This is a genomic window from Bacillus sp. OxB-1 (assembly GCF_000829195.1).
Taxonomy (GTDB): domain Bacteria; phylum Bacillota; class Bacilli; order Bacillales_A; family Planococcaceae; genus Sporosarcina.
The window spans coordinates 3,489,244-3,513,264 of record NZ_AP013294.1 but is presented as its reverse complement, the minus strand read 5'-3'; the positions used below and the strand labels follow the sequence as shown (position 1 = coordinate 3,513,264).

20 protein-coding genes and 1 pseudogene are annotated in these 24,021 nt (G+C 46.6%); 15 read left to right on the top strand and 6 right to left on the bottom strand.

The window, feature by feature from the left end; all coding sequences use genetic code 11:
• Window positions 1–184 precede the first annotated feature (184 nt).
• From qhpC to OXB_RS17395, 9 genes are all read left to right on the top strand, one after another.
• Entirely contained in the window at window positions 185–502 is a 318-nt protein-coding gene (qhpC, locus tag OXB_RS17435; RefSeq protein ID WP_041075931.1) for a quinohemoprotein amine dehydrogenase subunit gamma, read from the top strand.
• A gap of 12 nt (window positions 503–514) precedes the next feature.
• Window positions 515–2,128 (top strand): quinohemoprotein amine dehydrogenase subunit alpha, encoded by a 1,614-nt coding sequence (gene peaA / locus OXB_RS17430; protein ID WP_231860333.1) that lies wholly within the window; start codon window positions 515–517, stop codon window positions 2,126–2,128.
• Window positions 2,129–2,170: 42 nt separating this feature from the next.
• Window positions 2,171–3,589, top strand: coding sequence for a radical SAM/SPASM domain-containing protein (locus tag OXB_RS17425; protein WP_231860332.1), 1,419 nt, complete (start codon window positions 2,171–2,173; stop codon window positions 3,587–3,589).
• A 15-nt stretch (window positions 3,590–3,604) separates the two neighbouring features.
• Window positions 3,605–4,669 (top strand): quinohemoprotein amine dehydrogenase, encoded by a 1,065-nt coding sequence (locus OXB_RS17420; protein ID WP_052484137.1) that lies wholly within the window; start codon window positions 3,605–3,607, stop codon window positions 4,667–4,669.
• Between the two features lie 17 nt (window positions 4,670–4,686).
• On the top strand, window positions 4,687–5,598 hold the full coding sequence (locus tag OXB_RS17415; protein WP_041075927.1) for a hypothetical protein: 912 nt from the start codon (window positions 4,687–4,689) through the stop codon (window positions 5,596–5,598).
• Between the two features lie 15 nt (window positions 5,599–5,613).
• On the top strand, window positions 5,614–6,606 hold the full coding sequence (locus OXB_RS17410; protein ID WP_041075925.1) for a peptidase U32 family protein: 993 nt from the start codon (window positions 5,614–5,616) through the stop codon (window positions 6,604–6,606).
• Between the two features lie 14 nt (window positions 6,607–6,620).
• Entirely contained in the window at window positions 6,621–8,387 is a 1,767-nt protein-coding gene (locus tag OXB_RS17405) for an ABC transporter ATP-binding protein (RefSeq protein WP_041075923.1), read from the top strand.
• Window positions 8,317–9,072 (top strand): S8 family peptidase, encoded by a 756-nt coding sequence (locus OXB_RS17400; RefSeq protein WP_084212528.1) that lies wholly within the window; start codon window positions 8,317–8,319, stop codon window positions 9,070–9,072. The genes OXB_RS17405 and OXB_RS17400 overlap by 71 nt, the downstream gene beginning before the upstream one ends.
• Before the next feature lie 99 nt (window positions 9,073–9,171).
• Window positions 9,172–10,650, top strand: coding sequence for an aldehyde dehydrogenase family protein (locus OXB_RS17395; RefSeq protein WP_041075921.1), 1,479 nt, complete (start codon window positions 9,172–9,174; stop codon window positions 10,648–10,650).
• 330 nt (window positions 10,651–10,980) lie between these two features.
• Here OXB_RS17395 and OXB_RS17390 read toward each other — a convergent pair whose 3' ends face one another.
• The 4 genes from OXB_RS17390 to OXB_RS17375 all read right to left on the bottom strand — a co-directional run bounded on the left by OXB_RS17390 (window position 10,981) and on the right by OXB_RS17375 (window position 14,729).
• Window positions 10,981–11,736 carry an arylamine N-acetyltransferase family protein gene (locus tag OXB_RS17390; protein ID WP_041075919.1) on the bottom strand — a complete coding sequence of 252 codons (756 nt, stop codon included), beginning with the start codon at window positions 11,734–11,736 and terminating at the stop codon, window positions 10,981–10,983.
• A gap of 83 nt (window positions 11,737–11,819) precedes the next feature.
• Entirely contained in the window at window positions 11,820–12,815 is a 996-nt protein-coding gene (locus OXB_RS17385) for a hypothetical protein (RefSeq protein WP_041075917.1), read from the bottom strand.
• Between the two features lie 59 nt (window positions 12,816–12,874).
• Window positions 12,875–13,780: a DMT family transporter gene (locus tag OXB_RS17380; RefSeq protein ID WP_041075915.1), complete on the bottom strand. Its 906-nt coding sequence runs from the start codon at window positions 13,778–13,780 to the stop codon at window positions 12,875–12,877.
• Window positions 13,781–13,820: 40 nt separating this feature from the next.
• A complete protein-coding gene (locus tag OXB_RS17375; RefSeq protein ID WP_041075913.1) occupies window positions 13,821–14,729 on the bottom strand; it encodes an AEC family transporter in 909 nt (302 codons plus the stop codon).
• A 367-nt stretch (window positions 14,730–15,096) separates the two neighbouring features.
• Here OXB_RS17375 and OXB_RS19510 point away from each other — a divergent pair.
• Both OXB_RS19510 and OXB_RS19505 read left to right on the top strand, forming a co-directional pair.
• Window positions 15,097–15,642 (top strand): annotated as a pseudogene (locus OXB_RS19510) (protoglobin domain-containing protein); the annotation flags it as partial.
• Between the two features lie 45 nt (window positions 15,643–15,687).
• Window positions 15,688–16,404, top strand: coding sequence for a methyl-accepting chemotaxis protein (locus tag OXB_RS19505; protein WP_442852916.1), 717 nt, complete (start codon window positions 15,688–15,690; stop codon window positions 16,402–16,404).
• A 40-nt stretch (window positions 16,405–16,444) separates the two neighbouring features.
• On the opposite strand, the gene OXB_RS17365 is transcribed toward OXB_RS19505, so the two are convergent.
• Entirely contained in the window at window positions 16,445–16,759 is a 315-nt protein-coding gene (locus tag OXB_RS17365) for a DUF5658 family protein (RefSeq protein WP_052484135.1), read from the bottom strand.
• 149 nt (window positions 16,760–16,908) lie between these two features.
• On the opposite strand from OXB_RS17365, the gene OXB_RS17360 reads away from it, so the two are divergent.
• Genes OXB_RS17360 through OXB_RS17350 form a run of 3 tightly spaced genes read left to right on the top strand, consistent with a single transcriptional unit; the run spans window position 16,909 to window position 20,211 of the window.
• On the top strand, window positions 16,909–17,598 hold the full coding sequence (locus OXB_RS17360; protein ID WP_041075908.1) for a response regulator transcription factor: 690 nt from the start codon (window positions 16,909–16,911) through the stop codon (window positions 17,596–17,598).
• Between the two features lie 4 nt (window positions 17,599–17,602).
• A complete protein-coding gene (locus OXB_RS17355; protein ID WP_041075906.1) occupies window positions 17,603–19,066 on the top strand; it encodes a sensor histidine kinase in 1,464 nt (487 codons plus the stop codon).
• A 59-nt stretch (window positions 19,067–19,125) separates the two neighbouring features.
• Window positions 19,126–20,211, top strand: coding sequence for a hypothetical protein (locus OXB_RS17350; protein ID WP_041075904.1), 1,086 nt, complete (start codon window positions 19,126–19,128; stop codon window positions 20,209–20,211).
• Window positions 20,212–20,309: 98 nt separating this feature from the next.
• Here OXB_RS17350 and OXB_RS17345 read toward each other — a convergent pair whose 3' ends face one another.
• Window positions 20,310–21,806 (bottom strand): catalase, encoded by a 1,497-nt coding sequence (locus OXB_RS17345; protein ID WP_041075902.1) that lies wholly within the window; start codon window positions 21,804–21,806, stop codon window positions 20,310–20,312.
• 414 nt (window positions 21,807–22,220) lie between these two features.
• Here OXB_RS17345 and OXB_RS17340 point away from each other — a divergent pair, with 414 nt between their 5' ends.
• Entirely contained in the window at window positions 22,221–24,017 is a 1,797-nt protein-coding gene (locus OXB_RS17340) for an SLC13 family permease (protein ID WP_173426058.1), read from the top strand.
• Window positions 24,018–24,021: the final 4 nt, after the last annotated feature.

Here is a 24,021-nt window from a genome sequence, read left to right as displayed (position 1 = left end):
CCATGACCAATGTTTGCCTAGTTTTCCATTGTTAATGCTCGGATTTTCTTATCATACCAAAGTTTTATAATTCCGAAAAGTTTATTTCTTTACTTTATTTTTACTTTTGTTTTGCTTTGATTTTACTCTACCTTGATATTCTTAGTTTTGCAAAGGCTTACATTAAGAAAGGAAGGGTGGGCTTATGAAACACAGTAAACCGTTGAACCGCAAAGGAAAAATGGCTATGAGGCGAATTAACGAAGGAGAAATAATGGATGTGGAAGGCCTACAATTGCCGATTGGCTGTACGACAGTTTTTGATCCGGGATGGGAGGCGGATAGTTCGGAGATTTCCGTAGCCGCCCTTTGCCAGCCGATGGAGCGCGATCTTTATGGCTGTTACGGAGATTGCTGGTGGGCAGCACAAGTACCGGATGGTTTGACGAAATATCCGGAATGGCATCAGGATTGTCCAGCCGCCGTAAGAGATTGGCAAAAACTAAAATTTATTGATGAGTAAGGAGGGATTTGGGTGATCCAACATAAAAGGAAATCGATTGGTGTGATTTTGTTATTTCTCGCTACTCTCGTAATGGTTGCCGCTTGTACAAAAGAAGAACCGCAAAAAATTACAGAGGACGAGGAAGCAAACGCACCGGGAGTCAGCTTAGCAAACGAAGAATGGAGCGACACATTCAAGCAATCGTGCATAACATGCCATGCTGTGGGGGAAGACGGAAAAGTCGATCGGATTAGTGATGTCCGTAAAACACCGGAAGGATGGCAGGATACAATTACTCGCATGCAGACGGCGTGGGGAGTTCAGGTAACGGATGAAGAAAAAGCTGCTATTGTTCAGGAGCTGAGCGATAAGAATGGTTTAGCGCCAAAAGAGACTGAAAAAGTCATGTATTGGCTGACAGAAAGCGGTTCAACGATTGAACCAGTTACAGAAGAATACGACAAGATCGAGGGTTCTTGTATCGCATGTCATGCGGGAGGAAGGCCGCTGGCACAGTACCGTACCGAAGCCGAGTGGATGAAATTAAAAGATTTCCATATCGGGATGAGTCCGGCCATGATTTATCAAATGCGGACGATGAAATGGGAAGAAGAGGCAGAAGAAGTTCTCGCTTATATGGCAAGCATCCATCCATATGATTCGGAAGACTGGGAAGAATGGAAAGACAAAAAGACTGATTATGAAATCACAGGGACATGGAGAATTGTCGGCCATCAGCCGGGAAGCGGAATATATAGCGGATATGCCGACATTTCAGAAAAGGAAGATATGTATTTTGAAAAACGCACGATGCTCATGCCTGATGAACAAGAAAAGAAATCTGAAGGAAATGTACGGAAGTATGCCGGGTATTCATTGCGCAGCAGTTTAACGGATGGTGAGGTAAAAACCCGAGGTGTCTTCAATGTAATAGAAGACGGTAATAAAATTGAGGGTCGGTGGAACCAGGTAAACGATAAAGGGATATTTGCAGATGAAACGTACTATAAAGCAGACAAAACAGCCCTTATAGCTACATGGCCAAGTTCCATTAAATCAGGCACAACAGAAACCATTCGGGTTATCGGCTCAAAGTTGCCCGACCAGCTGACACCGGACAGCTTTGTTGCATCTGAAGGACTGGTTGTCGATAAAGTTGAAAAGCAGAACGGGGATGATGTCTGGATTACAGTGACAGCTCAAGGGACAGGCGAAATAACACTCGATTTGAAAGACGGCGAACAGCCTGTCAAAATCATAGCATTTGATAAAGTAGATTCCATTAAAGTATTGCCGGAGCGCGGATTGGCGCGGCTGAATTATACCGATTATTTGCAGAGCGTCCAGTTTGAAGCGATTGGCTACACTGCGGATAATCAAGAAATCGGTCCGCTGAACGTCAAGTGGGAGCTTCATGAAGATAAAGAAGGAAACGATGAATTGAAGTACGTTGGGCAGATCAACACCCAAACCGGACTTTTCACTCCGGCCCAAGGGGGTCCGAATCCTGAACGGGTCTGGACTACCAACAATACGGGATACGTCACTGCCAAGGCAATCTATCAAGATCCGGCCACTCAGGATAAACTGACCGGTGAATCGAAACTCTTTGTCACACTCCCAGACTATGTCTACATCAAATAGAAAGCGGTGATTCCCATTATACAAACGGCAGATCAATTATCAGTGACAAATCAGCTCGTGTTTGAAGTAAAAGGCAAACCATATGTGTTCCAGGGGCTCAGTGGCTTTATCAGTGAAATTTCACCTCTTGGCAAATCAATCTTGGAAATATTGAAAAGCGACTCTCAATCGCTAAGCGAAGTCGAAGAGCAGCTAAGTATCCAATACGGGAAGGCGGAAGTTCGATCAGCGATTGAGGAGTTACTACAGCAAGAAGTCATCCGGTTAAATGACAGTATCGGGAGAAATAGTAGGACTCCCGGTGTTCCGCAAGGAGAATTGCCGATTCAAACGCTTGTTTTCCATTTGGTAAACGAATGCAATCTCGGTTGTACGTATTGTTATGCGGGCGGCGGTGAATACGGCGCTCCTATGAAAGCGATGAATGAGCCGACTGCTGAAAAAGCGATTGATTTTCTAATCAAAGAATCCAAAAACGCGCCAAATGTTTCTGTCATTCTGTTCGGAGGAGAACCGACGCTTAATTGGAGGCTGCTAACCCATGTCGTGGAATATGGGAAAAAAGCAGCACAGCAAGCGGGTAAAAAGATTGATTTTTCTATGACGACGAACGGGACGCTATTGAACGAGAGACGCATCAATTTTCTCGTCGAGCATAATGTCGGCGTGTCGGTCAGTATGGATGGAGATGAAAATACCCAAGACACATGGCGGCCGTTCAAATCAGGCCATGGATCTTATGAAATGGTCAATAAAAATGCACGCAAACTGATTGAAAAGCATCGTACGAAACCGGTCGCTGCCCGGGTTACACTGACAAAGGATTTCCCGCATGTAAAAGAAACGTTCACTCATCTTCAAGAGATGGGGTTCCACGAAGTCGGGTTCGCACCGGTTTCCGAAACGGACGAGGCTTTTATTTTAAATAAGCCGGAGCTTTCCCGCTTGTTGGATGAATTTGAAGAACTGACAGAGATTTTTGTTCACGAAGCAAAGGAAGACCGCTATTTTGGTTTCTCCAACTTGGTAAATGTCCTAGTCGAATTGCATACGGGAGTTAATAAAAGCTACGGCTGCGGCGCCGGCATCGGCTTTTATGCAGTCAGCCCCTCAGGCGACCTGTTCTTGTGCCATCGTTTTAATGAACAAGATGAGTACAAGATGGGAGATATCTATCAAGGAGTCGATCGTAGATTCCAGAAGACGCTGCTCGAGTCGCTGCATGTCGACAACAAAACGACATGCTCCCGCTGTCCGTTGAAGCACACGTGCTCGGGCGGATGCTACTACGAAGCGAAAGAGCGGCAAGGGGAAATCACTTCTCCGAATTTGCATTACTGCAACTGGATGTATCGCTGGTATACCATTGCGCTGAAAGCATATGTACAAGTCATGGAAGACAATCCGACGTTCCTTGACCGGATCGCGGGACTACCTCTTGACGATTGTCATGCTAATTAGAAGGGAGGAAGTATATTGAAGAGAAAATGGCTTTTTTCGATGCTCGCCGTTTTCCTCGTAGTCAGTTTGAACGCTTCAGTATTGGCCGAAGAAACCGGGAAAACGAAAGAAATGCTTTATCTCACTGGTTACGAATATGTCTTCGCTGTAGATCCGGAAACGGAGGAAGTAACGGATATTCCGGTAACCGGTATGACGAGGGATACGACTTTTTCGAAAGACGGGAGTAAATTATTCGTAAGTACGGACATAAGGCAGAAAGTTACTGTCATTGACACGGCCAAAAATATTGTAATTGATGAGTTGGATTTTACACAAGACAATTACCGTTCGCGCATCTATGGCATGGATGTGGATCCTGAAGGCAAGCTGCTCTACGCTATGACGATGCGCTCAAAAGTGGAAGGAACAGAGTTGACAACATTGCCTCCTGCCATCCTCGTTATGGACATAGAAAAGAAGGAGATTGTCAAGGAGATTGAAGTTCCGTACGGTGTGCACGTTCTGCAATTTTATGAAGACGGCAGCAAAATTGCTGTCTGGGGTAGGGATTTGTATGAATATGATATTGAGAAGGACACTTTGACACTACATTATGAGCTGTTTGATCCTGAGGATAAGAGTGCCGGCAACAGTAACTATCTCTTGCTTTGGCCGCGTGATCGAGAAACTAATTATCTAGCATCCACGGTCAACTATGTGTACCATCCCGAAACAGGCGAAACGACGGAAGGTTTTGTTACATGGGATTTAAAAACGGGCGAGGTAGAGAAAATCGAGTATAAGGAAGAACCGATCGGCTTTTTCTCAGGGATAATTTCACATGACCGGAAAAAGGCATATGGGGGAATGAACATGCTTGCAAAGACCGATCTTTCGTCACTGAAGCATGACAAGGTCATCAAAACAAAATTGGGAACATCTTATGGCTTCAATATAAGCGGTGATGGAAAAACGATTTACGCCGGAGGAGGAGGCCCCGACGTCAATTTCTATGATGCAGAAACATTGGAGTTTAAAGGGACAGTCGATTTGAAAACAGATGCGATGGACGTCCGCGTCGTACAAATAAAACAATGAATGGGAAGTGAAGCGATATGGAATTAGCGCTCGCTGTCCAGGATGCAAAGCAACTCTCCTTGTTGGAAAACAGGGAGACGCTTTCCCCGATGGAGCAAGAAACCATAGCAATCTTAGAAGAAAACATCAAACGAAAATTTAAGCTGACGGAACCCGGGCGCTTATATTTTGGGTCGGAATTTTGCCAATATCGGATTGCAGAGGTGGAAGATGTCCGGAAAGCATATGAGTATGCGAGAGAAAGAGGTTTCGCTTTCACATTTGTTACTCCATATGTTCCGGAGAATGGTATGAAGTTGCTTTTTCCCATCTTCGAATGGCTGGACTCCCAAGAAACGGAAGTGGAGGTAGTGGTTAATGACTGGGGAATGTGCTACGCAGTCGCCACAAAATATCCGAATCTGCAAATCGTCATCGGCCGCCTATTGAATAAGATGATCCGCGACCCCCGTGTCGCTCATTTATACAATCAAAAGCATGCACCGGAACGGGCAAAATCGGTATTCATGAATTCTTCATTTGAAACTCCGTATTTTCGACAGTTCCTCGACAGGATGCACGTCAAGCGGATTGAGTATGATTCGTTCATCCAACCGATCGAGAAATCGGCAGACCGGGAAGGATTGGCGACATCACTTTACTTGGGGTATGGCGTCATCGCGACGGGTCGCTCTTGTTTAGTGGGAACTCTGCACAAGCCGCGGGAGGAAAAATTCCAAGGCGATGTCCAGTGCAAGCAGCAATGCTGCCACTACGTCGCTCAAATGGAAAACACGAGACAGCAGCTCGGCCAATTGCCAGTTCGGACGATGCAAAAAGGAAATTCGGCTTTTTATCAGCAAACCGAAGAGCTCGTAGGGAATGTCCTCGATTGGGCGGATGACATGCAGGTGGACCGACTGATTATCAGTCCGAAAATACCGGTGTAAAAGGAGGGGAACTATTTGAAAGTATTAGCACCCATCAGCCAGGTCGAAGAAGTGGAAATGCTTGTCCATAATGGCGCGGAGGAATTTTACGCAGGGTTTATCCCGACAAACTGGATCCGCTCGTTCACTAGTGGTGTTTGGATGAATCGCCGTGCAACACAGGCAAGCATACCGGCTGTAGAAGAGTTCGCTAAGTTGATTGAAAAATCGCATTCCTTCGATGTTCCTGTATTTATGACATTGAATGCACCGTATTATACACAGGAACAGATCCCATTGTTGCTTGATATTATTGGCGAGGCATATAAGTGCGGCACAGATGCCTTTATTGTCAGTGATATCGGTTTGATGATGGCGGTCAAAGCGCATTACCCGGATGCCGGCATCCATGTGAGCAGTTTGGCGGCACCGCTGAATAGTGAAAGCGTCAAATTGTATCGCGAGCTTGGTGCGGAACGGATCGTTTTTCCGCGCAGTCTATCGCTCGAAGAAATGGCGGAAATTATGGATGCAGGCGGACGGGATCTCGAGTATGAGTTGTTCATTCTGAATGACGGTTGTGTATATGAAGAAAGCTTCTGTTTTACGACACATAACCAGGTTGGCGCTTTCTGTGCGACGCAAAACTGGGATTTCCAGTTTGAGTCGGCGGAAGATCGCGAGCTGTCCCTAAGAGAGCAGGAAAAACTTGCATCCCATCTTAAAGACTACCAGGATTTTGTATGGTTCACGCATAGTTGCGGGTCTACTGTTTCGGACCATGGCATCCCGCTTGGCCCATGTGGATTATGCGCACTCCCGGATATTGCGGCACTTGGCATCGATTCGTTGAAAATTGTCGGGCGAGAAGCGAATTCCGTCCGGAAACTGGCCAGCGTGCAACTCGTTTCGGATGTGGTGAAGTCGGTACGTCGCGGGATGGAAAAGGAGAAAGTTCAGGAAAGGGCCATCGCTATCCGCAAGACGCCTGAGTTTTGTGAATCCAAATATATGTGCTATTACCGATGATCCGGGGTAGGAAAATGCTCGGGTGGCTTTGGCCCTTCTTTGCGCCGCACCGTTTAGTTTTGACCCTTGTTTTCATCCTTGCCATTATTGGAACGGCGCTGGAACTATCATATCCATATTTGTCCAAAGTGTTCATTGATGATGTACTCATCCAGCCCAAATATGATCTGAAGACTATTCTGCTGTTGACTTTCGGATTGACCTTGTTGGGAACCGTCCTGCAGCTCATCAACAGTTATATCTATTTACGGACGACACTGACAATCATCAAGAAGCTGCGGCTTTATTTGTTCCACCATCTGGAAAGACTTCGCTACTCGTTTTTTGTCCGGACGCGGGTCGGGGATATTACAACGCGGCTCAACGGAGATATTAACATCGTTCAAGGGACATTGACCGACGGGTTGCTTCAGCTTTGCATGTCTGTTCTAACGTTGGTTTTTATCACATGTGTGTTGATATATCTGGATTGGAAACTATTTCTGATGACATTGCTTATATTCCCGTTCCTGCTCGCATCACTCTTTTACTTCCGACCGAAAATTACAAAGAAGACAAAGGATATCCGGGAGGATCAAAGCGATATCCAAGGTCATATGATTGAAACGTTTAGCCAGATCCGACTTATCAAATTGCTCCGGGCGGAAACAGATAGGAAAGACAAGCTCGGCGTCAAAATCGATCAGTTGAACCATCATTCTTTGCAATATGCCATTATCGAGAGCGTAGCGGGTGGCATTCCGCGAATCATCACGATGGGGATGACATCCATCATTCTATTCCTAGGAGGGATGATGGTCATTGAAGGAAGTATGACGCTTGGAAGCTTGCTTGCATTCACAACGTATTTGGGCCGGTTCTTCTCACCGGTGCAAACGTTGGCAGGCCTCTATATCCGGTTCCAGAACATGTTTGTTTCTCTCCATCGGCTAATGGAATACTTGAATCTGCCAGTAGAAGATGAAGGGGCGAGGGAAACGTGTCCGAGGCCGCGGACATCCGGCCCGCTGTTCGAATGTAGAGACATAGGCAAACGATATGGAAAGGAAATACCGCCTTTATTTCAAAATGTCAATCTGACTTTGGAAGCAGGTTATTCCTATGCGTTGATCGGACCGAGCGGAGGTGGGAAGAGCACATTCATCGATCTGCTGGTTCGCTTGAAGACACCGTCACATGGGAGGTTGCTTTATGAACAACAGCCGATTGAGGAAATGCCGGTAAGTCAACTACGCAAGCAAGTGTTTGTCGTTGCGCAAGATGTGGAAATTCTTCATGACACAATCACTGAAAATCTGCTGCTTGGACTTTCGGCAGAGGAGCGAAAGGAAATCACAACAGATGAGATGATCCGGGTATGCCGCGAAATCGGACTTCACTTGGAAATCGAAAAGTTGCCGAACCAATACGATACGGTAATCGGGGAACGCGGAAAAGTGCTTTCCGGTGGACAAAAGCAACGGCTGTCGATTGCTCGTGGCCTGCTTAGGAAACCAGATATTCTCATATTGGACGAGGCGACGAGCGGGCTCGATTACGAATTGGAGAGGGAACTGTTCAAACGGCTGCATTTCTGGCAGAAGTCAAGGGCGCATCGGATGCTCCTCGTTATCTCCCATCGATTGGAGTCATTAGATTGGGTCGACCGTTGGCTGTTGGTCCAGCAAGCTACTATTTCGGAAGCAGACTCGTATGTTGGGATGAGAGCCGTTGCAGATCATTGGAATGAAGGAGGAGAAGCGAATCGCCATGGTTACTGGGAAACAAGCAGAACGAGTTGATCCATTATCGGAATTTACGGGGAAAGGCGTGAAAATCGCTGTTCTCGACAGTGGTGTCAATGTATACCATTCGCATATCGATCAAGAATTGGAAGGATTGGCTTTCCGAGTAAACCGGGAAGGCGGCATCGAGCCTCATGAAGATATCCGGGACTACCTCGGACATGGCACCGCAGTGACCGCAGTCATGCGTCAAATGGTCCCGGAAGCTGAAATCCTCGTTGGAAAGATTTTTGATGAAAAGCTTGCTTGCTATCCCTCTGTCCTGGCGGAAGCGATCGACTGGGCAGTAGATCAAGAAGCTCATATCATCAATCTGAGCCTAGGTGTAAACCGAAGCTATCAGGTGATTGAAGAGGCTTGTGCTGCAGCCATTGAAAAAGGGGTTGCCGTTGTCGCTTCATACAACGAGCAAACAGGCTTGCTATGGCCCGCGAACTATCCTGGAGTTTTCGGGGTGCGTGCAGGAGAAGTTCCGAGAATGGAATGGCAGCTAAATGCTCCAAATGATTTTTCGGCATGCGGATACCCGCGAGAGCTGCCGAAAGAGACGCAAATTTATAATATTCACGGGCATAGCTTCGCGGCCGCCCACTTTACTTCCTGGCTTGCACGATTGTTTGAAAAACAGGAAGGGAAAACCGTTCAGGATGCAATGCCTTATTTTCATCAATACGTCAGGTGACGGAACGCTCGAACGATTGGAAAGTCATTTGATTATTTATCAAAGTAGTAACACTATTTTGTTGGAAAAAATATAAACTGCACACAGGGAGGCAATTACATGGAAACGACAATCGAATTGCATGCAAAGGTTAGAGAGTTTTTAAAAGGGACGAAAAAACTCCATATCAATGGACAAGACGTGGAATCCGTCACGGGCAAAACATTTGAAACACTGAATCCTGCTACAGGTGAAGTGCTTGCGATAGTGAGCGAGGCGGGAGCAGAGGATATCGATATGGCGGTGAGGGCGGCTCGGAAAGCTTTCGATGAGGGTCCTTGGTCGAAAATGAGCGCAGCGGAGCGGAGCCGGCTCATTTACAAACTGGCCGATCTTATGGAGGAAAACAAAGATGAACTCGCCCAGTTGGAAACACTCGATAATGGGAAGCCGATCTTGGAATCGTCGAATGCCGATGTCCCGCTCGCAATCGAGCACTTTCGCTATTTTGCGGGATGGTCTACTAAAATTGTCGGGCAAACAATTCCGGTCCCAGGGCAATACTTCAACTTTACGCGACATGAGCCGGTCGGGGTTGTCGGCCAGATCATTCCTTGGAACTTCCCACTCTTGATGGCGGCGTGGAAATTGGGGGCTGCTTTGGCGACGGGTTGTACCATTGTATTGAAACCGGCGGAACAGACGCCGCTCTCTGCGCTGTATCTTGCGGGACTTGCACAAGAAGCGGGCTTCCCGGAGGGCGTTATCAACGTGGTTCCTGGCTTTGGCGGAGGGGCCGGCGCGGCATTGGTCGAGCATCCGCAAGTGAACAAAATTGCCTTTACAGGTTCCACCGCGGTCGGAAAGTCGATTATGCGGGTCGCATCGGATACGATGAAACGCGTCACATTGGAGCTTGGAGGGAAATCACCGAATATCATTCTGCCGGATGCCGACCTATCTCGAGCCATCCCCGGAGCATTGTCGGGCGTCATGTTCAACCAAGGTCAAGTCTGCTCCGCAGGTTCACGCGTTTTCATTCAAAAGAAAATATTTGACAATGTGGTAGCAGATTTCGTCAGCCATGCCGAGAAATTGAAGCAGGGACCAGGGATCAATCAGGACACAACAATCGGGCCGCTTGTATCCAAAAGACAACAGGAGCGGGTAGTCGAATACATCGAAAAAGGAAAATCGGAAGGCGCCGAGCTACTTACCGGCGGAAACCATACGGACAAAGGATACTTCGTGGAACCGACTATTTTCGCCGATGTGCGCGACGAAATGACGATTGCGAAGGAAGAAATTTTCGGACCGGTGATCTCCGCATTGCCGTTTGAGGACTTAGATGAAGTGATCAAGCGTGCGAACAACACGCATTACGGCCTGGCAGCGGGACTATGGACGGAAAATATTCGAAACGCCCATTACGTGGCGAACCGCCTGCAAGCCGGAACGGTTTGGGTGAACTGCTATAACGTGTTGGATGCCGCTTCGCCTTTCGGTGGTTATAAGGAATCCGGCTTCGGACGGGAAATGGGCTCGTATGCGCTTAATAATTACACGGAAGTGAAGAGTGTTTGGATGAACTTGAATTAAAGGAAAGGGCACTGTGGTGAAGTTGAAGAATGATTACGAAACACGCCAACGAAATTTCCCAAAAGTGATTACGTCATTAATTGAGAAGAGTGCTTAAGTGAAAGTAGGGGCTGTCTAAAGCTCATAAGGAAGCAGGTGAACGATTTCCACCTGCTTTTTCTTATGCTCTTCAATCCGATAAAAAGACTGCCAAGGATGCAGGATAGAGTTGCTGTCCCCAATAGTAAAAGGATTTTTCGAGATACCTCATGTCGAAGCGACAAAAAGACTATGTCCCTTTGACTTGTTTCAAAATTTTGATGAACGTCGTATTACAAAAAGAAAGCAGCTTCAGTCCGCTCCGTCCAGCACGATTCCAAAAGTCTCCGCCAACACATTCTTCTTTTCCTCGGTGGTAAGCACGATCTTCGTTTCGTTCCCATTCTCCTTCACCTTCAATTCACAATCGGAAAGTGTGATCCGACCTGACTCCGTAGCCCTTGTTGCTAGATCGGCATGGGTGAACGTAGACTCTTTGGACACTTGATTGAACACACAGCCTTCATGAAAATCCACTAGCGACTTGCTCTCCCGGTTAAACCGATATAGCGTTCGTTGTGCTCCATTTCTTCTGCGTATTAAGTCAAAAAAGCCATCTTCGCGGGATTCGACCCAGTAGGTCCCGCTTGAATCCGTTCGCTCTGTGCCATTCAAAGGAATCGGCTGGATGGTGGAATCGCCGAACCCGACATCGACTAGGTATGGTTGCTCCATTTGAACGACAATTGCCGCATGCGTATCCGCTTTTGCCCATTGTCCGTTCGGCCGGCAAACAGTGGCGGATATTAGATGCGCGTCGTAGCCAAGTTCGTTCAATAGCCAGTGAAACAGGCCATTCAGTTCATAACAGTAGCCACCGCGTTTTGCGGTTACGAGTTTTTCGTAGATCGTCAATAGATTCAGATAGATGGGCACCCTTCGGATGACGTCGAGGTTTTCGAACGGGACGTGCTGCATATGCCGGAATTGCAATTCAGCCAGATGTTCGAATGAAGGCTCCGTCAGATCGGAAGCTTGGAACCGTTTTAAATAGTTTATATGATCCATGGCTCACTTCTCCTTTCGCCTATTACATGAAAATGGCATACCCATCATCTTGTGATGGAGTATGCCATTTCACTTTCCCTGCCTCAGTTGATATAAACCGCGACGTCTTTTGTCACTTCTTCGGGAACTTTCAAACAGAGTGGTTCCTGATGCAAGTAGTTGAACACGTTCATATCACTCGTTTCTAGCATGCCCGTCGTCATCCGCGGAATCATGCGGACATGGACCCGTTCGTTTCCATCAGCTGTCATTGGAATGAAAAGCCCCAAGTTGAAGCTGGCGAGCCCCACTTGCCCATAATATTTGAAGAACCGGGTAACGCTTTCTGCCAAGTCTGTCCATGATTGCTCATTTAACTCCCGGATGGAAGCGGCGTCGAATACGCCGATGAAATCACAGTGGCTTTTCGGTGCATAGGCATGCACCCAACTAATCGATCCCACTTTGCCGATCCAGCGTTCGTTCCGCTCCTGTTCTACTTCCACCAAAGCTGCCAAGCGGTTTTCACCGTTCTTCATAATCCGCTGATAATTCGTCGGATGTTCGGAAGCGAGCACATGGATATGCGGGTGCAAAATACTGCCGCCCGACGGAGGGAGGTAGTTCCAGTTGATGGACGCATATTTCGTGTCCGGGTCTGATTCCGCGACTTTATTCAAATAGGCAAGCGCTGCGGAGAAAGCATCTGAAATGATCGGAATGGTGAACTCGTCCAATTTCACGTAATGCTGATCGCACATCCTGACGACAGCATTATGTTTGCTGTATGGAAAAAGGTTCGGGAAAGCGACCGCTTCATTGATGGTCAATCTTCCGCCTTCGACCAACTCCTCCGGAAATTTAGGTGTGAAGGACCCTACGTTCTCCGGGCAAAACGGACATTTTGCTCCTTCCGTTTCCTTGCCGAGTGCTTCGTAATCGGGCGGTGAAAACGGCGCACCCGGATCGAAGATGATGCGGGACGTTTCTCCAGTCAACGGATCGAACCGGACTTCCGTTTTCCGGTCGATTAACTTCCCGTCCTGCATCGGATCATGGAATGTGAAAAACTCCTCTTTCGCTTCAAATGAAATCGTCATATGGATAGTTCCCCCTTTAGTCATCACTCTCTTTATCATACCGATAAATGCCAGAAAAGTCAGCCGTCACTTGTCCGCAAGCGGGGTGCCCGTGTTGTCAGAAACACACCTAAAATGACGAACAGGCCACCGATCACCTGGAATACTTGCAGCGACTCCCCGATGAACAGTACCGCAAATAGTGTGGCGAACACGGGAATGAAATTCAAGTAGATGCCTGCTTTATTCGCCCCGAGCCGGATTACGCCCGTATTCCAGCAGACGAACGCGGCAATCGAAGCGAGAATCCCCGTATATAAAATCGCCCCGATGGAATTCATCGACCATGTGATGTGGATGTCGGGGTTCATCGTTTCATACAGGTAGAAGGGCAGCAGCATGATGATTCCGAGGAAGATGCTCACTAAAAAGGTCGGACTGCTTGGGAGCCGCATCGCATACTGTTTCACAAGCAATGAGTAGATTGCCCAGCAAATGACCGCAATGATGACAATCAAGTCGCCTTGGTTGAATGAAAATTGTAGAAGACTTTCAAAAGAGCCTTTGGAAATGATGAACAGGACGCCAAGCAACGAGATCAATGTGCCGATCAGCTGATTGCGCGTTAACTTCTCTTTTAAAAAGACGAAAGATAATATGTATATAATGATCGGCGTCGACGTATTCATCAGCGATGCGTTGATGGACGTCGTATGGTGAAGCGCGACGTAAATGAGCGTATTAAAACTGGCAACCCCTGTGATGGCCATGAAAATGACCGTACGCCAATGCTCCTTGAGCTGTCGCCATTCCCGTTTCAAAGGGAGCCAAGCGATAGGCAGAAACACGAGGAATGCCGTGCACCACCTTAGGAACGATAAGGTGAAAGGCGGCAATTCACTTGCGATTCCGCGGCCGATGACAAAATTGCCGCCCCATAAAATCGTGGCGAACACGAGCAGGACGAACGGTGGAATTTTATTCAACGTAAAAATCCCCTTTCTTTGCGATGAAACAGCATTCCCTTCATCCGATCCCTAATAGCAGCAGGACGATTGGAATGGTGAGCAAGCTTAGCAGTGTCGTGATGAGTGTCGTAAAGGACACCAAGTCCGGTTCCGTCCCGAATTGCAAGGCGAACATTGTCGTGTTGGCGGCAGCAGGCATGGCAGATTGGATAATGAGCACGGTTTTCAACAAATCGCTGACTGGTAAGAATAGTACAATTACCGCCGCAATTGCCGGAGACAGGAACATCCGGATAATGACAGTTGCAGTGACGTACCGATACGCAACGCGTTTCCGGGTAATGACCGCCAACTGCATGCCGAGGACGAGCATGACGGTCGGGATCGAAGCGTCCGCAATCAGACTGATGCCTTCCATTAGGGATGAAGAGATCGGCACATGGAGCAATTGCAGGGCGACGCCGACAATGGCTGCATACAGGACGGGCATGCGGATGACCCGCTGGATTGAATCGTGAATGGATGCTTTCTCAGATCCCCCCAGCGACGCGAAGAATATGCCGAAACTATTCATCAAAACTGTCTGGAACACCATCATGATGACCGCGTAGTCGAATCCAATTGCCCCTAAAGCGAATAAAACAACCGGCGCCCCGTAGTTGCCGCTGTTCATAAAGACTGCTCCGAGAATGATTGCGGAAAATTGGGGGCGAGTCGCTCTCATCAAACGGGATGTCACCCAGACAGCGATAAAAAGGCCTCCCATCAAGAGTAGGCAGAAGAGGATGATATAGAAATAATCCATTGTAATTTCATTCACATAGAACGTCCGGAATGCAAGAAAGGGGGACATCAGGTACAATGCCATAGTAGATATCGTTTTAATATCAAACCCTATGAGCTTTTGGCCGACATACCCCGCTGCGAAAATAAGAAATACCGGTAAAATGATCAGCAGTAATTCCAAAGCGGTTCAACTCCACAAATTTTATTATGATGAATTAAAAAATGCTTTACACGTATCGGATTGCGCGGGAAGCAACCGCCAGGAACAGCAATCCGGTCAGAGGGGTTCATTTTAATGACAACCTGTTCACGTCCTAAAACTCTTTAACTTTATCATAATTAATAAAATAAGAAAATACTAACAAAGGAGATTTTACCAACGAGGCTACTATTACAAGGGAATTAAGAGGTGTTTTTGAAGAGTTATTTTTATTATTCGAAGTGGATAGAAATTACTATTGAAAAAAGTTCCACATTGAGTAAAATTAGTCAAGATATACATAGAGCGGAAACATCTAAGATTGTACGGAAAAGGGAGGCAAAAAGCAATGGTACGTTATTTACGGAGGTCGACCCCAACTGATGGACTGACAGCGATTCCCGACCTTTCCGAATCCACGGCGGGCATTATCGACGTAGGGGAATTTCCCGAAGTACAGAAACAACTGACATTGATCCATTTGACGACGAAGGATCTGGGCTTGTTAAAGAACATGAAACCTTATATCGAGCCGATGGCCAAGTCAGCAGTGAACGCGTTTTATAAGGCGTTGGAAGTCGAACCTTCCCTCATGGAAATCATCGCGAAGAACAGCACGGTCGATCGACTTAAAGTGACACTGCAAAAGCATTTGATGGAAATGTTTGAAGGGCGGATCGATGCTGATTATTTAAGACAACGAAAAACGATTGCCCGTGTCCATGTCCATGTCGGCTTGGAGCCGAAATGGTATATGGGTTCATTTGAACCGCTGTTTTACGAGTTTTCGGAGTTTGTGAAGACGTTGTCAATTCCATCGGAGCAAAAGCATAAAGTGCTCGTGGCGTTCCATAAAATTCTCAACTTTGAACAGCAATTGGTGCTGGAGGCATTTGAAGAGGAGCAGGCCCTACTCCGGCAAAAAGAGCAAGATATCAAAATGGGCGTTAAACAGGAAGTGATCGAGACGGCGCAGGGCCTTGCGTCAGTCAGTGAAGAGACGAGTGCTTCCGTGGAGCAATTGGCCACCCAAGCGGCGTCGATAAAAAATTTCACAGCCCATAATCTGGCGTTTGTGACGGAAACGGAGCAAAAGTCCAAGTTCGGAAATGAATTGATTGCTGAACAGACGAAACAGATGGACGCGGTGCAATCGAGCATTCGCCAATTGGGAAGCAAAATGGCTGAACTTCAAACATCGTCCGGGCAAATCCGGGAAATCGTCAACATCGTGACCACTATCGCAAACCAGACGAACTTGCTTGCGTTGAACGCCGCCATCGAAGCGGCTCGGGCAGGGGAGCAGGGAGCTGGATTTGCAGTCGTCGCATCGGAAGTCCGCAAGCTGTCCGAAGAGACGAAAAATGCCATTGGAGGCGTTACGGGCCTTATTCAGCAGACGGATGAAAAAATTGCGGAAATGACGGAGTCTGTGACAGAGATGAATGGATTGATCCAAGGCAGCGCGGAAAATACAGTCCGTATTTCGGGATCGTTCCGGGAAATTGCGGACGCGGTTTCCGGAATCCAGCAGCAAAGCGGGCAATCCAATGAAGAAATCCAAATAATATCGCAGATTTTACAGGAACTGAATGAGGTTATCGATACATTAGCCCATTCGTCGGATGGGCTGATTCAGACAATGGAAGACTTATGAAAAAGACCAAGTCCCGCGTTACCAGGGACTTGGTCTTTTCTTATACGTGAGTGATCCAATAGAGGTGAAGACCCGAGACTAGTAAATAAAGAATAAGCGCGCCGCCCATGAGAATGGTCCATAACCGTTTTGGCTTGATGGATTGCAGGAGGTGCAGAAGGACAAGCGGAAGCCCGATTTTGATGCTGTAGAAGTAAACGATATGTTGTTCGTAGACAAAACGCATGAGAGGGTTGGCTTCCTCGATGTGGGCATGCCGTATGCCGATGTCTGTCACCAGCGCATCAAAAACTGCTAATATCAATAATAGAAGTCCGGCTTTTTGCAACCTGGAACGTGTAATAACTTCAGCCAATCTACATCCTCGCTTTCTTCACTAATCGTTCTCCATCACAAGCTGTGAAAAAGGAAGAAGGATTATTCATGACAAAGCAACAATTTGGCAACAACCTTTTAGTATAATGAACAACATTCACCATACAGAGGAAATGGGAAGTGAACTGCTTGTCAATCAAAGAAAATAAAACAGTTTTAATTATAGAAGACGAAGACTCCATCTTGGATATTCTGTCCTACGCCTTACGCAAGGAAGGGTACCGGGTGCACGGTGCAGCAACGGGAGAAGAAGGGATTCGCTTATTTGAAGGGGTGCATCCGGATGTTGTGATTCTCGATGTGATGTTGCCGGATCAAAGCGGTTTTGACATCTGCAAGCAACTGATAGCGATAAGCTCTGTCCCGATTCTCATGCTGACTGCACGGGATGATATCGTCGATAAAGTCCTCGGCCTCGAACTGGGTGCGGATGATTATATGACAAAGCCTTTTGATATCCGCGAAGTGCTCATCCGTATCAAAGTATTGTTGCGGCGCGCTGCCAGTTCCACAACGTCCTATTTGCGAGTGAACGAGAAAGTAAGTATAGAACCGCGTTCGCATACCGTTCGAAAAGAGGAAGAAGTGGTCGCATTGAAGCCAAAGGAATATGAATTGCTATTGCTGTTTGCCCAACATAAAAATAGAGTTTTCTCAAGGGAAGAAATCCTCGATACGGTTTGGGATTTTGACTATGCCGGAGATTTGAGAACGGTCGATGTCCATGTCCAGCGGATCCGGAAAAAGCTGGACGACCCCTCTTTGCCATCCGTCATCGAAACGGTATTCGGAGTCGGTTATAAGATGAAGGGGGAGTAGGAAAATGAAATGGACTATCCGAAAAAAATTCATGGTCGGATACATTATCCTTTTCTCGTTGGCGGCTGTGGTTGTATACCAGGTTTTGAAGGATTCGTTAGAGGAAAACAGTATGGCGGCGGTTGAGAATGAATTAACTAATCTACAGCATACGACGAGGGAATACGTCAAGCAGTTCATGCTTCATTCGCCCCCAAAAGAGGATCTTTTTCAAGAGTTTGGTGGAATTATCGCTCAGGAATTAAGTAAGCTCCATAAACAAAGTGTGGCGTTATACGATAAGGAAGGTCATTTTTTATATGAAGCCGTTCCCATGGAACAGCCGATTTTATTGGAATATCAGCTGGAAAGTACGGGAAGGAAATTTCCAGAAATCGATGCGGCCTACCAGAACAAGGCAGCGTTTACACGGTTGGATGTAGAGGAAGGAAACCTTATTTTCTTTTCCTATCCTTTATATTTACATAATGAATTTTATGGTGTATTTCAGTTTACAGGAGATTATACGAATTTATTTGCCCGAAACGAAAAAGTGCTGCAAAGCTTCACCCTTTTGGTCATCGGTCTATTTTTAGGAGTGTTTCTCATTTCCCTCCTGCTCACAAGTCAAATTATCAAACCGCTAGTTCAATTGACAAAGGCGACTCGAAACGTATCGGCGGGTGATTATCATGTTAAGGTTCAAGTGAAAACGGGAGATGAACTGGAGGACCTGGCTACTAGTTTCAACGAGATGCAGCGTGACATCGAACGACATATCCAGACCATCGAAGAAGAGAAAGAAAAGATTCTTCTATTGGAAAAAAGCCGAACCGATTTTTTTAATAATGTCACACATGAATTGAAAACCCCATTGGCGATCATTTCAGGCTATGCCCAGATTATTGGTGCAGAGAGCTTTGATGATCCTGCTTATTTGCAAAAAGCTGCCAATCGAATTCGTTCGGAAAGCGATCGCTTAAACCGGTTGGTCATCGAATTGATTGAGCTGTCTAAAAATGAGGTGGATCAACAGCTGAAGAAGCGGGAAGTAGTTGAGATGTTTCCCTTGGTGGCGGGCGTATGTGAAGATATGCGTTTAAAGGCTCACCGTCGACAAATGGATATCGTTTGTAAGGGAGATGATTTTTCAGTATATGGAAATCACGATGAACTCAGGCAAGTGTTCATAAATACCGTGGATAATGCAATCAAACATGGCGTGGCAGGCGAACCGATTCAAGTTACGGTTGGGAGCGGCAACATTTCTGTTTCCAATCCAAGTCGCCCGATATCAGAAACCATAGTGGAGCATGCCTTCGATCCGTTTATCCATACACAAGGAAAGGGCAATAGCGGGCTCGGCCTGTTTATTTGCAAAGAAATCATCGACCGTCTTGATGGGACGATTTCATTTCAATATGAAAAGGGTCAAGCCATTACGGCCATCTATCTTCCTCCTTGGCAACAAAACGGCAACAACTGTTGAGAAATTGGCAATACGTAAGCTGTATGGTGTATATGTGCACAACAAAAGGAGGAAAAAAGATGAATGGAAAATGGAAGGGGCTTGCATTACTTGCCGCAACCACTCTGCTGGCAGCGGGATGTTCCACGCAAGGGAATGCGCAAAGTCCAAAAACTGTAGTGATCAATGAAGATGTACAATTTGAAAGTTCCTTGGCGGATAGCAGCTTGGAACTTTCCAGGCAAGAGGATGTTCAAATTGGTGACCGGTTTACGTTCGGCATGTTTCATGGGCAACAACTTTATTACAATAAGGACGGAGAGTTGTATTCGTTTGATATTCAATACGAAGAAGATACGAAGATTGCCAGTGTGGAAATTCGGGAGCTTTCGGAAGATGGCAGTCACGGTCTATCTTATGAACAGGATGAGTTGTTGATTCACAATCTAAAAACGGGTGAATCGAAAACCATGGAAGGTGGGTCGCCCGAACAATTGTATTTTGCGAACCCAGCAGGAACTGAAGTATTTCAATTTGAAATGAAGCCCGATGCTCAAATTGTCAACTTGATTCAAATAGATACAGGTGAAACGACAACATGGGATTTGAGTTCCATTGAGGACTATTCGATATCCTATATTAAAAAGATGGGTGACAAAATAGTGATTCCCGCCCGTCCTACAAAAGGCATGTATGGCATATATCAACTTACGGATCAGGGTACTATTGAAATGATTGAAGGATTCAATGAAAAAGCCGCCAATATAAATGATTTTCATTTCTTAGAGAATGGTACAATTCTTTTCGAAGGTAATTATGATGAGCAAGATGGGATATTTCTGCTAAATCGTGAAACGGATCAAGTACAGCTTCTCGTGGCAGGAGGAGAGGACAGTGAGGGCAAATGGATCCCATCTTATAATCTGTCTCCCGATGAAAAGAAGATCATGTTTGGTACCCCTGTCCAAGTTGATGGAGAGTTTAAAGCGAATGTCTATATGGGAGAGCTGGTGGACGGGAAATTAACGAATAGTGTACGGATCTTGGAACATGTGGATATAAACGCAGTCATCTCGTATTCGGGTTCTTGGAGCGAGGATTCCAAAACGGCTTATGTGGCAACGAATGAAAACGGCGGATCGGTTGCCGTGTTTGCGGTGAAGTGACGGAAACTAATTCAACCAATCGGTATCCATAAAGAAAATGCCGAGCATCCGACGGTTCAAATCGTCGACGTGCTCGGCATTTGTGTAATGAAGAATTATTATTTTACTTCTGCTACGGCCTCTACTGCCACATCACTCATCGGAATGCCAAGCGCATTGGCAACGCCTTCTCCATATGCCGGATCAGCTTGATAGCAATGCTTGATATGGCGGATTTTAATTTCCACAGGTGCATCACCCATATTGCGGGCTGTGTTTTCGAATAACACTTGTTTCTGGCTGTCATCCATCAAATTAAACAGCTTACCAGGTTGTGTGAAATAGTCGTCGTCATCTTCCCGGAAATCCCAATGTGCGGCATCTCCGTAAATTTTCAATGGCGGCTCTTTGAAGCTTGGTTGCTCTTGCCATTCGCCATAGCTATTCGGTTCGTATGAAGTCCGGCTGCCATGGTTGCCATCTACCCGCATTTGACCATCGCGGTGGAAACTGTGGAACGGGCATTTCGGTGCGTTTACCGGAATTTGATGGTGGTTTACACCTAGACGGTATCGTTGTGCGTCTCCATAGGAGAACAACCGTGCTTGCAACATTTTATCCGGTGAGAAGCCGATTCCCGGAACGATGGCAGCAGGAGTGAATGCCGCTTGCTCGACTTCCGCAAAGTAGTTATCCGGATTCCGGTTCAATTCAAACTCTCCCACTTCGATTAGAGGGAAATCGCCTTTATACCAAACTTTCGTCAAGTCGAACGGGTTATATGGCATGTTCAAAGCTTGTTCTTCCGTCATTACTTGAATATACATTTTCCATTTCGGGAAGTCGCCGCTGTCGATGCTGTTCAACAAATCACGTTGATGCGTTTCACGGTCATTGGCGATTAAAGCTCCCGCTTCCGCATCTGTCAGGTTCTCGATGCCTTGTTGAGAACGGAAGTGGAATTTTACCCAATGACGTTCATTATTAGCATTGATCATGCTATAAGTGTGGCTGCCGAAACCGTGCATATGACGGTATGTTTTCGGAATGCCCCGTTCACTCATAATGATTGTAACTTGGTGGAGTGCTTCCGGAAGAGATGTCCAGAAATCCCAATTGTTCTTGGGACTTCTCATATTCGTCCGTGGATCCCGTTTGACTGCGTGGTTCAAGTCAGGGAACTGCATTGGATCCCGGAAGAAGAAGACAGGCGTATTATTGCCGACCATATCCCAGTTTCCTTCTTCTGTGTAAAACTTAAGTGCAAACCCACGGATATCTCGTTCTGCGTCAGCCGCACCACGTTCTCCAGCTACTGTTGAAAAGCGGGCGAACATATCTGTCTTTTTCCCAATTTCGGAGAAAATTTTTGCTTTCGTATATTTCGTAATATCATTTGTTACGGTAAATGTCCCATAAGCTCCTGATCCTTTGGCGTGCATCCGACGCTCTGGAATCACTTCGCGGTCAAAATGGGCCAATTTCTCAATTAACCATACGTCTTGTAATAAAACAGGTCCACGCGGTCCAGCTGTCATCGAGTTTTGGTTATCTACAACTGGAGCACCCGCTGCCGTTGTTAGTCTTTTTTGAGAATGATTCTCATTATTAGTCATAAATAAAATCCCCCTTCAGAATAGTGAAATTCAAGCCCAGTGAATGAGCGGTTCATAACTGGTATAACTAGATTATAATCATTATCAATAAATAATTCAACTAAAATGATACTATGTTTAATTAAAAGGCGATAAATGTTGCTGCTACCATGTTTAATATGAGATATAGTAGAAGATATTATATAGTTTTTCTCAATGAGTCGTATAAATAGCGAGAATTGCTTATCATTTTAAGAACCTACCTTGTATAAGTTTACCACATTTGGTAACCTGATTTGTGTCTACTTTATTTCGGTTAGCTAATTATGGGCTTCCAATCTGTTTGTTAGAGAAGGAAGCAATAGAGAAAGGACTCTGTGTCGATTGCAACTTACGTTATCCTTTATCATCTTGGGCATCACCATTTTCTTTTTCATGAGCAATCTGCTTCGGGCGGATCTGGTTGCGGTACTTGCATTGCTCGCATTTGTCGTCACAGGCATTTTGCAGCCGGCAGAAGCGCTTGCCGGTTTTTCGAATTCAGTCGTCATTATGATTGCAGGGCTTTTCATCGTCGGGGCAGGGATCTTGCGGACGGGGCTTGCCCAGATGGCGGGCAATTTGCTATTGCGCTATTCGGGTGATAGTGAAAAGCGGTTATTTGTCCTTCTATTGATAATTGTCGCTTCGGTCGGTGCCTTCATGAGTAATACGGGTACCGTAGCGTTGATGCTGCCGATTGTCGTCAGCATCGCAATCAGCATCAATACAAGTCCATCTAAGTTTCTGTTGCCACTTTCCTATATGGCCAGTTTTTCCGGATTGTTGACATTGATTGCGTCTCCTCCCAACTTGATCGTTAGTCAGATACTTGTCGACAACGGCTATGCGAAGCTAGGCTTTTTTGAAATTACTCCAATCGGGATCATCGGAGTCGTCGTAGGGATCCTATACTTGTACATCATACGAAACACATTGCTTCCCCATGACAAAAATCAGGCCCGTTCGAAAAACGGCCATCGGTTATCTGCCAAACAACTAGCTATTGATTATAAATTAAGGGATCAGTTGATCCGCGTCAGCGTTCCGCCTGAATCCGAGATTGTCGGGAAACGGTTGGCTCAGCTAAAGATTCCGGCGGCGTATCAATTATGCATCTTGAAAATCCATCGTCGGTCAACCGAGGGTATGAATTTATTGCCGATCACGTTTCAGGAAATGGCCGGACCAGCAAGTATCCTGCAGGCAAAAGATATCCTGTATATACAAGGGTCACGGGACAAAGTGGAGCAGTTCGCGGAAGACTTCGGTTTGCGGATCAAGGAAGGGGACTCTGATGCGGATGAATTAATCTCCAAGCAACTTGGGATTGCGGAAGTCCTGCTCACTCCACGTTCGAGTCTGATTAATGAGACTGTGCGCAGTATCGGCTTCCGTGAAAAGTATAATTTGAATATTCTTGGCATCAACCGTAGAGGGGAGTACGTTCTCCAGGAGATGTCCAAACAGAAGCTGAAATTTGGGGATGCTCTCCTCGTGCAAGGTTCATGGGAGTCGATTGAGCTGCTGGCGAGGGAGACGGATGATGTCGTAGTCGTTGGACAGCCGAAAGAGCATGCAGGAATGGCAGCAGCGAGCGGTAAAGCGGCCGTCGCGGGAATCATCTTGCTCGCAATGGTGGTCATGATGGTTTTGGAAGTGTTTCCGGCTGTCATCACCGTCTTGCTCGGAGCGGCGGCGATGATCCTTACGGGCTGTTTGCGCAATATGGAAGATGCCTACGGGCAGATTAACTGGGAAAGCATTGTCCTCATTGCGGCGATGCTACCGATGGCCACCGCGTTGGAGAAGACGGGAGGCATGGTCATTCTGTCGGAAGGTATTGTTCATATGTTGAGCGGTTGGGGGCCGATCGGTGTGCTGTCGGGGATTTATTTCATCACGATGGTGTTCGGACAATTTATCAGCAACACCGCCACCGCAGTCCTGTTTGCGCCGATTGCGATGAACGCGGCACTAAGTATCGGCGTGAGTCCATATACATTCCTAATCGCTGTGGCCGTCGCCTCCAGCATGGCGTTCGCCACGCCGGTTGCATCGCCGACGAATGCGTTGGTCATGACAGCGGGCGGCTATAAGTTTATGGATTTTGTCAAAGTCGGAATCCCGTTGCAACTCATCATGTTTGTCGTCATGATGATCGCCATTCCATTGTTATTCCCGTTTGGATGATAGA